6 protein-coding genes are annotated in these 14,989 nt (G+C 34.9%); 5 read left to right on the top strand and 1 reads right to left on the bottom strand.

Features of this window, described 5'->3' with window-relative positions:
- Positions 1-24 precede the first annotated feature (24 nt).
- Together BN2628_RS09330 and BN2628_RS09325 are read left to right on the top strand one after the other, a co-directional pair.
- The gene (locus tag BN2628_RS09330) at positions 25-1,353 is read left to right on the top strand and encodes a glycoside hydrolase family 16 protein (RefSeq protein ID WP_021930661.1); all 1,329 of its coding nucleotides are present in this window, start codon (positions 25-27) and stop codon (positions 1,351-1,353) included.
- A gap of 93 nt (positions 1,354-1,446) precedes the next feature.
- Complete coding sequence (locus BN2628_RS09325; RefSeq protein WP_044225752.1) at positions 1,447-3,831, top strand: alpha-L-rhamnosidase-related protein; 2,385 nt, start codon at positions 1,447-1,449, stop codon at positions 3,829-3,831.
- A 79-nt stretch (positions 3,832-3,910) separates the two neighbouring features.
- Here BN2628_RS09325 and BN2628_RS09320 read toward each other — a convergent pair whose 3' ends face one another.
- Positions 3,911-7,858 (bottom strand): hybrid sensor histidine kinase/response regulator transcription factor, encoded by a 3,948-nt coding sequence (locus BN2628_RS09320; protein ID WP_087880309.1) that lies wholly within the window; start codon positions 7,856-7,858, stop codon positions 3,911-3,913.
- Positions 7,859-8,273: 415 nt separating this feature from the next.
- Between BN2628_RS09320 and BN2628_RS09315 the strand changes: the two genes are divergently transcribed.
- The 3 genes from BN2628_RS09315 (at position 8,274) to BN2628_RS09305 (ending at position 14,954) form a co-directional block, all read left to right on the top strand.
- Entirely contained in the window at positions 8,274-12,677 is a 4,404-nt protein-coding gene (locus BN2628_RS09315; RefSeq protein ID WP_055096961.1) for a cellulase family glycosylhydrolase, read from the top strand.
- 156 nt (positions 12,678-12,833) lie between these two features.
- Entirely contained in the window at positions 12,834-13,841 is a 1,008-nt protein-coding gene (locus BN2628_RS09310; protein WP_021930666.1) for a glycoside hydrolase family 5 protein, read from the top strand.
- Positions 13,842-13,895: 54 nt separating this feature from the next.
- A complete protein-coding gene (locus BN2628_RS09305) occupies positions 13,896-14,954 on the top strand; it encodes a sugar-binding protein (protein ID WP_021930667.1) in 1,059 nt (352 codons plus the stop codon).
- Positions 14,955-14,989: the final 35 nt, after the last annotated feature.

The following is a 14,989-nucleotide window of genomic DNA, read 5'->3' as shown; positions in this document are numbered from 1 at the left end:
GTTTTTAAATAACAGAAAAATTTTATGATGAAATCTTTAGTTTCTTATTTATGTTTGATGCAGTGTAGTTTAATGTTGTTTACACTGATTGCTTTCCCTGTTGGTGTTATGGCTCAGACTCATTTGTCTAAGTCTGATTATGATGATTTTAATCATGGACAGACAGATAATGAAGATTTTAGCGATTGGATACAAGCTATACAAGTATTGCAACCGTCTTATAGGAGTGATGTTAAAGGTGTATTTGTTGTAAAGCTTGAAGCTAAAGGGATGACTGTAGCCAAAGCTTTTTGTTGGAGTGCTCCGGATAAGAATAATCAGAGTAAATGGGGATATGATGTAAATTTGACTCCTGGAGGGATAAAATTGGACAAAAATGGAAAAGGTACTTTTGAAGTAGATGCAGACATGTTCCCTTCAGGTCCGATGAATATTCGTATTTATGCAAGTAATGAAAAGGGACTTAAAGATTTGTGCGAATTGCAACTATATAATGTTGGAGGAGTAAAGTGGAACCAGGGAATCCCGTCAGAAAAACCGGTTGGAGCTCGAGATATGGATTTGGTTTATTTTGATGATTTCGATGGACCATTATCTATTTCGAATGATGGACGCAATGCCAAATATAATGCACATAAACCTCGTTTTGGAGATTTTAGTGGATGGCCGTTTTCAGATGTAGACGGGCAAGATAATCCGTTTGAACAAAGAGATACTTACTTGAAAATAAAAGCTCGAAAGAGACCTGGAACTAAAGGAAGTACAGGGTTGATAGCTTCTGTTAATATGGATGGAGAAGGCCTCTGGACGAAAGCTCCGTTTTATATGGAATGCCGGTTGACAGCACAGTCAGCAATCGGCACTTGGCCTGCATTTTGGACTATTACAGGGCTTGACAGAGGATCGAATGGAGATGAGTTAGACATAATAGAGGCTTATGGGGGAGTTGGAAAAGGTAATCCGAATCATACAGGATATGCTGTAACCAGTCATTTTTGGGGACAAAAAGATATTAACGGAAATAGAAAAAAAGAATATGACCGTATGGTTCCTATGATGGAAATGGGAGGGAAATCTTTTTGGTCTACAACATTTCACACGTATGGATTATATGTAGGTAAGGAAGAGACTATTTATTATTTCGATGACATGGAAGTCCTCCGGCATCCGACCAATGATGTCTCATATGAAAGCCCTCATGTATTTTTGATAAATTATGCTATTGGGGGGATTAGTGGTTGGCCTATTGACTTGGAACGCTATGGAAATGGTTCAGATATGTACGTTGATTATGTTAGAATTTATGCAGAAAAACGATTGGAGAATTATTCGGTCCCGAGACCGGAAAAATAAATTATAAGTTGATGCTGAATGTAGAGACAATAGATAAGCCATTTTTTGTCTCTACATTTTTAATTAAGTCTTACTGTTTCGATATCGGTCAAAATGAAAAAGCTGCAATATTTGTTATTTATAATCAGTGGAATTTTGTTTTCCCCATTGATTTCCGCTGCTGAGGAAGTGTTATTGGAGGCAACACCATCCTCCTATTTATCAAAAAATCGGTGGTCAGCTCGTTGGATAACTTGTCCTGAAGTTTCTGTGTATGATTATGGAGTTTATCATTTTCGTAAATCTGTAGAATTGGAAGAAAAACCAGAATCATTTGTGATTAATATATCCGCTGATAATCGATATCGATTGTTTGTAAATGGGACCCCAGTTTGTTTTGGCCCGGCACGAGGGGATATTTCTCATTGGTATTATGAAACAGTTGAACTGGCTCCTTTTTTTAAAGAAGGGAAGAATACGCTTGCCGTTGAAGTTTGGAACTTTGGAGAATATAAGCCCGGAGCGCAAATGTCTTTACGAACAGGATTGATTGTACAGGGAAATTCTCCAAGAGAAGAGCTTGTTAATACAGATGATTCCTGGAAAGTAATAAAAAATAAAGCCTATTCCCCTTCTTTAGAATATAGAGCTGATGTGGGATGTTGTGATATCGTTCTGGGTAATTTGTATCCGTGGGGATGGCAGGATGTAAATTATGATGATAAAAATTGGAGTAGAGCTCGGATGATGGAATCAGGAGAGCCTTACGGGACAGGAGTTTTCTATCACTGGGTGTTGGCTCCTAGGGATATTCCTTTGATGGAAGAAAAAAAGTTAAGGATGAAAAGAATTCGTAGAGTTGAAGGTGTATCTGTACCTGAATCTTTTTTAGAGGGTGAATCATCTATAAAAATTGAAGCTAATAAAAAGGTCTCGTTTTTGATAGACCAGACTTATTTGACGACAGCTTATCCCGAGATAACTGTTTCAGAAGGAAAGGGAAGCCAGATACGATTGATTTATGGAGAAACTTTGTACAAAGATGGGAACAAAGGAAACCGGAATGAAGTCGAAGGTAAGACGGCTGTAGGATTGACCGATTATTTCTATCCGGATGGAGGAAACCTGAGATTATTTAGGCCGTTATGGCTCAGAACGTATCGGTATATTCAGGTGGATATTGAGACGAAGGATGAGCCCTTGGTCTTGCAGGATATTTATGGGATGTATACGGGTTATCCGTTTGTTGAAAATGGAAGTTTTGGGAGTAATGATATTTCTCTTAATAAGATATGGGATGTCGGATGGCGTACAGCACGCTTATGTGCACATGAGACCTACTTTGATTGTCCATATTATGAGCAGTTACAGTATTTGGGAGATACCCGTATTCAAGCTCTTATCTCTTTATATGTTGATGGAGATGACCGGTTGATGCGTAAAGCGATAAAGATGTTCGATTATTCTCGAACGTATGAAGGGTTGACAGCAAGTCGTTATCCGGGGAATACTCCACAATATATACCTCCGTTTTCTTTATATTGGATCAATATGGTACATGATTATTGGATGTATAGGGATGATAATGAATTTGTAAGGTCTTGTATTCCGGGGATTAAGTCCGTATTGGAATGGTTCATATCAAAAATAGATGATAAATCAGGAATGTTGGGAGCTCTTCCTCATTGGAATTTTGTGGATTGGGCAAAAGAGTGGCCATGGAATGATTGGAAACCGGTGGGAGGAGTTCCTCCCGGAGGTCGCACAGGTGGTTCGGCTATCGTGTCTTTACAATTAGCTTATACATTGAAGGATGCAATAGAGCTTCTGTCTGTATTTGGCGAAAGGAATTTGGCTGAGAAATATAAGGCTGTATATACAAATTTGTGTGATAATGTGTATGAAAAATGTTGGGATCATAATCGGGGTCTATTAGCAGATGATTTGAATCATACAAGTTATAGTCAACATGTAAATATTATGGCTATTTTATCGGATGCAGTGCCAATAGATATGCAGACTGATTTATTTGATAAGTTAAATATGGAATCCGATTTGATCCAATCTACATTTTATTATAAATTTTATCTTTTTCGAGCTATGAAGAAAGTAGGAAAAGCAGATTTATATATTACTATGTTAAAGCCTTGGTATGATATGCTCGATATGGGGTTAACTACTTTTGCAGAAAATCCAGAGCCTACCCGGTCCGATTGTCATGCTTGGAGTGCCAGTCCTGTATACGATTTATTGGCTACGGTTTGTGGAGTTGAACCGGCTGAGCCTAACTTTAGATCGATTAAGGTAGAACCTCATTTAGGAGTATTAGAGACAATCTCAGGAAAAGTACCTCACCCCAAAGGTATAATTTCTGTAAATTTAAAGAAAAAGCGGAATAAGTATGTCGGAAGTATAATTTTGCCTCAAAATGTAAGAGGTAAATATATTTTAGGGAGTGAAATACGACAGTTGAAACCTGGGAATAATATTATAGACTGAATCTTTTAGAAGAATATTTCGCCCATACAGACTTAAATGTTTATATCTGTATGGGCATAAATGTATTTTTAGAGAGAGTTTATATTGAGGCTGTTCCCATCTGCATATAATCTTTAGGTAATTTTCCGAAATGTTCGAAGAAACATTTAGAGAAGTAAGAAGGAGAATTGAAGCCTACTAAAAAGCATACCTCATTGATTCGATATTTACCACTTCCTAATAATTCGGCACTTTTATTTAGTCGTATGAGTTTTATATAGTCATTTGGAGTAATACCGCTTATATTTTTTATTTTGTTATTAAGATTGGTTCGACTTATGGCAAACTGACTGGCTATATTATCAATGGAAAAATGTTCATCAGACATGTTCTCCAAGATGAAAGTATTTAGCTTTTGGATAAAATCGATATTATCTTTGTTATCAGGATTTTGTTTAAAATATTGTAGCGGAGATTCAATGAAATTTTTTCTTATTTTATCTCGGTTTTCTATGATACTGGCAATTTGAGCTTCAAGTTGTTCGATAGAAAAAGGTTTTTCCATGTATATATCAGCACCTTTTTTCAAACCTTCTATCTTGGTAGAAGTATCTGTTTTTGCAGAAAGAAGTATAAGTGGCAAATGAGAATAAGCTATGTTGCTTTTTAGCTCATTACATAGCTCCAATCCATCCATAACGGGCATCATAATATCGGAGATAATGATATCTATATTTTTGTTTTCTATAATTTTTAAGGCTTCAATACCATTGTTCGCTTCTGTGACAGTATATTTGTCTGACAGACATTCTTTTATGAAAATACGGAGTTCGCTGTTATCATCTACAATTAGGATATTTTGTCCCGTTTCTGCTAATTCTGAAATATCGGTATCATTTATACTTTCATTTATCTCTTGGGGGAGAGTTTCTTGGCTTTTAATAGGGAGTGCCAATGTAAATATAGACCCTTTACTATAATTGGATTGGACAAAGATATCTCCGCCTAATTTTTGAGCGAGAGCTTTAGATAGAGATAGGCCTAAGCCAGAACCTTTGTTCATAGTATTGTCTGTTGTCTGTATTTGATAGAAGGTTTCGAAAATTTTATCGAGATGAGCTTCTTTTATGCCTATTCCATTGTCTTCTACAGATAAAAAATAATTGTTGCCATTTACCGATAGTTTTATTTTTATTTTGTCTTTAGTAAATTTTATAGCATTTGAGATTAAATTACTGATTATTTTATATAACGCTTCAGAGTCGACGTAACTAATGACATCTTTCTGTATTTCAATCGTCATTTTTATATTATGCAGTTTGGTGTCTTGTTCGTATTGTTTAAAAACTTTCTGTACAATTTTTTCGATACTTTGTAGACGACAGTTTAATATAAACATATCGTTTTCTATTTTTCGGAAGTCGAGTAATTGATTTACCAAATCGAGAAGACGGTTTGTATTTCGTTCGATTGAGTTTAAGTGCTTTTGAGTCTGTTTATTTCCATCTCCGGAACGTATTATTTTTTCTAAAGGAGCTGTTATTAGAGAAAGAGGAGTTCTTATCTCATGAGCTATATTAGTAAAAAAATTGATTTGAGACTCATAAACCTCCTTTTCTTTAGCAATTTGGAATTTATATTGTTTTTCTTTATTTACAGCGTCAAGATGTTTATAATATTGTTTTATTATATAGAATATGGAGCTTCCAATCAATGTAATATATAGGAGAATCATGTACCATTCTTGCCAAAGAGGAGGTTTGACGAGAATATTGATGCGTGTACCAGCTTCATTCCAGATGCCATCATTATTCGAACCTTTTACCCGAAAAGCATATTTCCCTGGAGGAATATTCATATATTGGGCTGTATTATCAGTTATATAGTTCCATTCTTTATCGAATCCTTCAAGGATATATGCATATTGGTTGGCCTCAGGAAATACATAACTTAAGGCTGTAAATTCAAAGCTGAAGTTAGATTGGTTTCGTTCCAGAATGATTTCTTGAGTTTGGCTTAGAGGAGCCTTTAGAGGAGATAATTTTTTACCGGGAAACATTTCTTTATTGAATATTTTAAATCCGGTTATTACGATAGTTGGCTTTATATTATTAACTGCCATTTCATTAGGATTGATTGATATAAATCCATTAGCACCTCCAAAATATAATATTCCGGACGACGTTCTTAATATGCATTTAGAGTTATATTGAATCTCTTTTCCAATATATCCGAATATTTTTAAGTCATTTATATTATCAACAGTAATTCGGACAATTCCTTTTTGAGTACTGACCCATATATTCCCGTTTTTATCATTTACGATTGAGTAGGTAATATTAGATGGCAAGCCATTTTGAGCATCAAATGTTTTTTCAATTTTATTGGTTTCAGGGTTGAAAAGTATGACACCGTCATTTTTAGTACATATCCAAATTCTGTTTTTCTGATCGCATAATAACCCATTGAATCCTCTGATTCCGGAGAGTTTATTGTCATATTCTTCAGAAGAAAAATTGATCCAGTTACCATTTTTTTTCAAACAAAAAAGTTCGTAAGAATGTGTTGCAAACCATATGTTTCCCGTGTTATCTTCAATGATGTCTGCAATAAGTTTACCTTGTAATTGTTTTATTCGTTTGATTTCTCCTTGTTGGTTAAGCCAGGCACTTCCGCCTTCTTCTAAAGCTAAGAGCAATCTGTTGTTGGATATCTTGAAGATTGATTTACCTTCAATTGTATTGATTGCAAGATTTCCGATTTCTTTTCCGTTTTTTATAGATAGTATAGATATCCCTCTGCCATAAGTACTGACATATAATTTGTCATTATCTTTAAATATGTTTTGAATATTGGAGTGGGGCATTTTAAAAACTTCCTTTGTAGTATGATTCTGGGGACTAAATTCATAAATAATATTATTATTATGAGTTGCTATCAAAATATTTCCATTATAGTTTTCAGTCATACTACTGACAATATATTTGTTCGTCTTACTCTCCGATAGATTACTGAAATATAGAAATTTACTGACACTTGGAGAGAAATAGTTTATTCCATTGAAATAAGTCCCTATCCAGAAAGCTCCTTCTCTATCTTTAGTAATTGAGAAAATAGAGTTATCTGTTATGTTTTCATATCCAGATTCCTCTTTGGGAATATTGTATTTCCCTGATTCTTTATCAAAAATGATTAAGCCATGATCTGAACCCATAATAAGCTCTTTATTGGAAAAGGCGATAATAGATTTTATATTTCCAGTATTGTTGAGATAATGTGTTGCATTGCCATTAATAAAATTGTATTTGAAAAGTCCTTTTGTTGATGTCCCAATCCAAAGGTCGTTGTTTCTATCACAATGAATACTGTATATTGACTGGTCAGATATATTCAGATTTTTCCGGTCTGTTATTGGAGTAAAGACTTCATTTTTGGGATCGAAGTGTACAAGACCTTTACCAGCGGTTCCTAACCATAAATTTCCTAAATGATCGGTAACAACAGTCCATATATAATTAAGAGATGTTGTTTGGGGAGAATCATTGAGCGAAAAATGTTTTTCGACAGATAAGTCTTGATTTAGTTTGTACAATCCATTTCCATGTGATGCTATCCATATATTTCCATAACTGTCTTCAGTTATATCGTTGATATTGATATCTTGTTTTTTGCTTTTTGACAAGTTGATGCAAATAAAATTATCTAATTTTTTATTGTAAAGATAGAGTCCGTTTCTGGTGCCTACCAGCATTCGATTTTTAGAGTCTTCCTGTATACAATGTATGAAATTATGTCCTATAGATGTTGAATCATTAGGATTGTGTTTGTAGACCTTAAAGTGCTTACCGTCAAATCTGTTTAATCCGTCATTTGTTCCGAACCACATAAAACCATCGCTGTCTTGCATGACATACCATACACTGTTGTGGGATAGACCATCATCTACCTGGTAGTTTCGGAAGTTAGATCCGTAACAGGCCATAATTATAAGTAAAAAAATGGGAAGTAAGATTAGTGTGCGTTGCATGGCGAAAATGATTTTAAGCATAATATCAATCAAAACAAAGTTAATCAATTTTCTATTGTCATATAGTAGGTAATTTTTTTATTTTTGTATTTGAAGTGTTTTTGATATTTTGTAAATGTTTTATTATTAGCAATTTGTATTATTGACATAAATTTATTTATATAGATATTTGTTGTATATTTTTATTTTTCTGTTCTAATTTTTTATTTTTCTGATGCTTTTGGGATATTTATGTTAGTAATTTCTACTTGAAAAATTTCTATATTATTATTTTCATATAGTAGGTTTTTTGCCTTAGTTTTTATTTTTATAAATAGCTGATTGTTAGATTATTTATTCAGAGTGTTCTATATTTCTATTTTTCTGCAATATTTTTTTATAGCCTTAAAAAGTATCTCGGTACATTTGTCTATATATTTATAATTAAAAAAATATCATGAAGAAAAAAAGACTTATCCAATTGCTATTTGTTATTGCAGTTTTCTTTTTAGGTATCAGGCCCTCTTTGGCCGTTGTTGCTAATCCTCCAGAAAGTTTGCCGGCAACTCCGACTCACGATGCGAGCAAAGTGTTATCCTTGTATAGTGATTTTTATACACCCAATGTAGTCGGTATAAATAGTTTTACAAATATAAGTGGTGCTACTATTTCAGGCTCTCAGCTTTCTGTACTTGGAGATAATATGATTTATTTGGAAAAAGCTTTGAATCCTTGGTCTTTTATCAACTTTGACAAATCTATTGATATTGACGAGTATGATGTTCTGTATGCGGATATTTATGTTATAGAAGGTGAAACACCGGTGAAAGTAATGTTTAAGAGCAGCGATAATGTCAATACATATAATTTTGTTGTTGCGACATTGAAAGAAGGTTGGAATAAGGTTGAGATAAAGTTGGATGATTATAGAACTCCGACAGGAGGAAAAATTGCTCCAAATTTTAAGGATGTGTTAAAAATAGGATTTCAAGATAATAAAGGAAATCAACGTTCTATATATATAGATAATATTTATGCTTATAGTTCAGAAGATATAACCATAGATCCTAAACCGGACCCAGAATCAGATGTCCCTACAAATTCAGCACCGAATCCTACACAAGACGCAGATATTGTTACGAATATATTTAGTGATGCATATTTGAATTCTTCAAATATTACGTTTTCTGGAACTGGAACAGGCTCTATTGAAACTTTATTTGGAAATGATAATATGATAAAATTGTTTGGGGGAATGAATTCTTGGGCAAATGTTCATTTTTCTTCGGTAGATTTTTCGGAGAAAGAAACGCTGCATGTGGATATCTATACCTTCCGTACAAGTGCAGGAAAATATAAGTTGAAACTCAATGCTACTTCAAATGAGGTTGTTGTATCGGTAAATGGAGGATGGAATAGTTTCGATATCCCCATTTCGGATTTTGCTGGTGCCAGTTCTCAATTGATGTTTAAAGATGTGACTCAATTGTGTTTAATTGCATCTAACGGTTATGTCCAAAATATTTATATAGATAATATTTATGCCTATGGTAAGGTAGAGGCTCCCGAGCCGGATGCGACAGCTCCGTCTGTGTCCGCTCCTCTTCCGACTATGGCGGCTGGTAATGTACTCTCCGTTTTTAGTAATGCTTATATGACTAATAAAAGTATTTCGAGTATCGATGGAGCAGGTACTGGAATAATAAATATGGTAGTTGGCACAGACGAAATGATAAAGTTGGTAGGCTTGGAAGACTGGATAAATATTAATTTTGGTAAAGCTGCTAATATTACAAATTATGCAACTTTACATACCGATGTTTATATTCCGGGAGAGTCTGGTACGGTTGATTTGAAATTTAAACTATCCAGTGGAAATGAAGTGGCTCGTACTTTGAATGAGGGATGGAATAGTGTGGATATCAAAGTTTCTGAATTTGATACTGATCTTTCAGCTATTAATAAGCTGAGTTTATGTAATTCCAAAGCTGAGGTTATTACTGTTTATGTAGATAACATATATGTATATGGCTTGCCTGCTGCTGCACCTGTTCCGACCCGTGATGCTTCTGAGGTAAAATCTATTTTTAGTGATGCTTATTCTAATCTGACAGAAATCAAGGATTTTTCCGGTACAGGAACAGCATCTATAATAACTCCATTTGAAAAAGATAATGTAATTAATCTTGTCGATGGTCTAAATATGTGGGCTTATATAAATTTAAGTTCAGAAATCAATCTGAGTAACATGGGTAATCTCCATTTGGATGTTTTTGTTGTAAGAGAAAGCGGTACTGTCAATCTAAAAATAAAATTTGATGACGGTATAGAGGTTAAACGAACGTTGAATCCTGGCTGGAACAGTCTTGATATTCCTATGTCGGAGTTTAAGGATGATCCAGATGCTTCTTTGTTTACGACGGTAAATAAATTACATTTTATTCGCGAAGGAGGATATGCTCAGACTATATATATTGATAATATTTATACTTATGGTATTAATGGGGAAGAGATACCTCCTGTGGACCCAAAACTTCCGACAGTAGCTGCACCTGTACCTGAGCATGAGGCTAAAGATGTAGTGTCTATATTTAGTGATACTTATGAGAATGTAACTACATTAACACAATCCAATCCGGGTTCTCCAGCTGCTACGATGGATGTAGTTACTCGAGTGGAAGGAGATAACTTATTGCGTTTTAGCTCTTTGAACTGGACATTGATTAAAATTGATCCGGCAATAGATTTAAGTGATATGGACTACCTGCATTACGATGTGTGGGTTCCTTCTGGAACACCTCGTTTAATATATGGATTGAGTGACGGGACAACTGAAGGCCGTGTCCCTGAGTATAAAATAGAAAAATCCGGTACTTGGGTGAGTGTGGATGTCCCGTTAAATGCGTTTAAAGATACACAAGACCAGGAAAAACAAGGACCTCTTACTGGTTTGAAGCAGTTACGCATATTTAGTGCAAGCGGATTTGCTGTGGATCGGCTCTATTACGATAATATTTATGCCTTTAAAGGTGAATCTTCCGATTCTTATACTTATGAAATTGAATCTGCTTATGAGCCGATTATGGCTCCGGAAACTGTGAAGCCTATTTATACCGAAAAATCTGTTTATAAAAATATTACCGATTTGGCGTTGGCTGCAGTAAATGGTGCTACGGAATTTAAATTTAGAAAATTAAGAGCTGGAGATGAATCAGTAATGAGGATGTTTTCGTTGGATAAAGCGGTAGTAACTGCTTTGACTCCGATAAATGTGGATGATATGGAATATATCCATTTCAATATATATAAAAATGTGGATGTTACAGATGCATCTTTGAAGATAGGGTTCCAAGCTGCAGGTTCGGAGAATGTATATTATGCCGATGAAGTTCTTGAACTGAAAGATAAGGATTGGGTATATTATAATATTTCAATCAATGCTTTGAAAAAAGCCGGTCTTGACTGTACGGCAATTGAGAATATAGTATTTGAAGGCAAAGGAAACCTTTATGTCGATAATATTTTTGCATTCAAAGGTGAGTATACGTTAGGATTGGGTGAAGAAGGCAAGGTTTCTGTTGATTGGGAAGCTGCAGCAGAAGGTGATGTTTTGCCCGATATTGATACTCCGCTTATTGGTGTTAATTTGGCCAGTGCTTGTGGTGGTTCCGTTCATGGTAAGATTGGTACTGAATATTTTTATCCCTCATTTAAGGATTTGTATTATTTCAAATCAAAAGGTGTTCGTCTATTTCGTTTTCCGTTCCGTTGGGAACGTATCCAGCATGAGTTGAATGGAGACCTTGACCTTGATTCGGATATTCAGGAAATGAAGAAAGTGATTGCTGAAGCTGAACGGCTTGGAATGTATGTAATGATTGATATGCACAATTATTGTCGTTATACGATTAATGGTACGAAGCATACATTAGGAGAAGGAGTTCTTACGCAGGAACATATGGCAGATGTGTGGAAAAAGTTGGCTGCTGAGTTCAAAGATTATAAGAATATCTGGGGATACGATATTCAGAATGAACCTTATGGATTGCAAAAAGGTGTTTGGCTAAATGCTGCTCAGGCTATTATTAATGCTATTCGTGAAGTAGATACTAAGACGGCTATCGTTGTAGAAGGCGAAAGTTATGCTTCATCATCGACTTGGCCTACGACAGGAGGACATCTGATAGATTTGGTTGATCCGGCAGATAATTTGATATTCCAAGCTCATTGTTATTTTGATTTGGATAAATCAGGTTTATATAAATATGGAGATTATGATAAGGAAGTGCGTAGCTCTAATCAGCATATCTCTCGTTTGAAGCCTTACGTAGATTGGTTGAAGACAAATAATAAAAAAGGGATTCTTGGTGAATTTGGTGTTCCGAGAAATGACGTACGTTGGTTAATTATGTTAGATGAAGTGTTGACGTACCTGAAAGAAAATGGAGTTTCCGGGACATATTGGGTTGCTGGTACAGGGTATGATAATGATCATGTAAGTGTCCAACCAAAAAATTTAAATAAGGATAATATAACATCTTATTTTGAACCGGCACAAATGAGGATTCTTCAAGAATATTTTCCAGTATCTGAAGAGACGAATATTCAATCGGTTAATGGTAAGGGTAATGTAATTTCTATATATCCAAATCCTGTGCTTAATAATATAAATATAAATTCCGAATTTGGAATAGAACGTATCCAAATATTTAATATGTCGGGAAATTTGGTAAAAGAGAGTGTTTTAGGTGGAGTTAACCAGACGAATGTGAATGTAGAAAATCTTACATCTGGTATTTACATGGTGCATGTTTTGTGTTCAAATGGTAATGTTGAAACCCAGAAAATGGTAAAACTTTAATTATTGAGATGTAGAGGAGAGAACAGGGTCTTCTTTGGGACTCGTTCTCTTCTTCAAAAGATTGAAAAACATAAATCTGAAATTTATTGGGAGTTCACTACTCATTAGAAATTAGAAAGTAAAAAGATATTTATTTAAAAATATTTGGTATAGACCATGAAAAATAGATTATTTATCGGTTCAGTTATTTTTTTATTATTGGCTGTACTACCTGTTGCTGCCAAATCTAAGGAGGAAAAAGGCCTTGCTGCTTTGTCTGTAAAAGAAAATGTTTTTGTTGATGAAAGTGGCCGGGTTGTGCGGTTAGCAGGTGTTAGTTTTTCGGATCCGGATAAATTGGAAAAAGAAGGTCATTGGAATTTTAAGTATTTTAAAGAAGCTAAAAAATGGGGCTGTAATGTAGTTCGTTTTCCTGTACATCCGTATACATGGAGATATCGCGGAGCTGAGGCCTATATGCAGTTACTTGATAAAGGTGTTAAGTGGGCAGAGAAAGCAGGTTTGTATGTGATTATAGATTGGCATTCTATAGGAAACCTTCCGGGAGACAAATATCCTCATTTTAATTATGCGACCAATTGGGATGAAACAGTCAAGTTTTGGAAGCTAATGGCAGAAAGATATAGAAATAATTCTGTCGTTGCTTGTTACGAATTGTTTAATGAGCCGATTGAAGAAGAGCATTCTTTGAATTGGGAGATATGGCGTCCGATGATGGAGAAGTTAATCGATGAAATACGGAAGATAGATAATCGGAAAATTTGTCTGGTGGCTGGGATGAATTGGGCTTATTTATTGGATGAGGTTATTGAAAATCCGGTGAATCGTTCAAATGTAGCTTATGTGACACACCCTTACCCGCAAAAACGGGAGCAACCTTGGGAAGATAAATGGGACGCTGATTGGGGAAAAGTTACAAAGTATTATCCTGTCATTGCAACAGAGTTGGGTTTTGTGGGGGCAGGAGAACGGGGAGAACATATTCCCGTAATCGGAGATGAGACCTATGGAAAAGCTATTATCGATTATTTTGATAAAAAAGGTGTATCATATACAATTTGGTGTTTTGACCCGGATTGGGCTCCTACTTTAATTGAAGACTATGAATTTACTCCTTCTCGTCAGGGGGTGTTTTTCAAGAAAGTATTACAAAAGAATAAATAAAATTAGCTGATTGAGTTAAAAGTGTATAGAAATAATTATTTAAAAATCTCCATTATGAAAAAATTTTTATGTTCTTTATTTTCTGCTGTTTTGCTGAGTTCAGGTATCTCAGTATGGGCACAACAAGATTTGACTATTAAGAAAGTTTCTGCAGAAAATGCAGCCATATCAATGGATGGTTCTGCTGATGAACCGATTTGGTCACAGATAGAAGCTATACCTATTGATAAACCGTTTAAGCAGAATGAGACGGTCACAGAAGAACCTTCGGTGACAGCATATTTTAAAATGTTCTATCAAGAAGACAAGACCAATTCAAAATACAATTATTTGTATGTTTATATTGACGTAACCGATGATGTGCTCTATCCACTTTGGAAAAATCCGGATGATGTGAAAAATAAACATATTTATGATAAAGTCGAAGTGTATTTGGATGTAAATGATGTGCTGAATGACGGTAAATCTCCGGCTTATGTGAACGGACATATGGATAAAGGTCATTTCCAGATGGCTCCGGATATGGATGATGAGTATGGTTATGGCTATGTTACTTATCCCAGTGGTCTTCTGTATGGCTCTTTGTCAGAACAAGTAGGAGTTGCTTATCAGTTGAAAAGTGATGGAACAGGTTATGGTATTGAGTTTGAATTTCCTTTAAATGCATTTACAAATGATAAAGATGAAGCTTTGAGTATTGAAGCATTCCAAAATCTTCCTCAAGGGATGGGGTTTGATGTTGTGATTGTAGATAATGATAATGATGGGAAAGGCCGTAAAAGAATGGCATGGAAAAAGAATGGACCTGTAGAACCTTACAATAATATGGACAATTGTGGTGTCGTTCGTTTTGGAGATGAAGGAGGAACCGTAGGAATTTTTGAAACGAAAAAGGATATTTCAGCAGTAAGAGTTTATCCTAATCCGGTAGTCGATTTATTAACTATTGAAGGTGACTTTGATAATGTATCGATATTTAATTCGTTAGGTCAGAAAGTAAAGTCAGACTCAAATTCTATTGTAAATATGGAGGATGTTGTTTCTGGTATCTACATAGTAAAAACCTATAAGGATGGAAAATGTAATGGATATACTAAGGTGATGAAAAAATAAAGAGGACTTATAATAAATTGATTTCGCAAACAAAT

This window comes from Gabonia massiliensis (assembly GCF_001403595.1).
GTDB classification, from domain to species: domain Bacteria; phylum Bacteroidota; class Bacteroidia; order Bacteroidales; family Coprobacteraceae; genus Coprobacter; species Coprobacter secundus.
The sequence above is the reverse complement of the archived record's forward strand: the minus strand, read 5'-3'. Positions and strand labels throughout refer to the sequence as shown.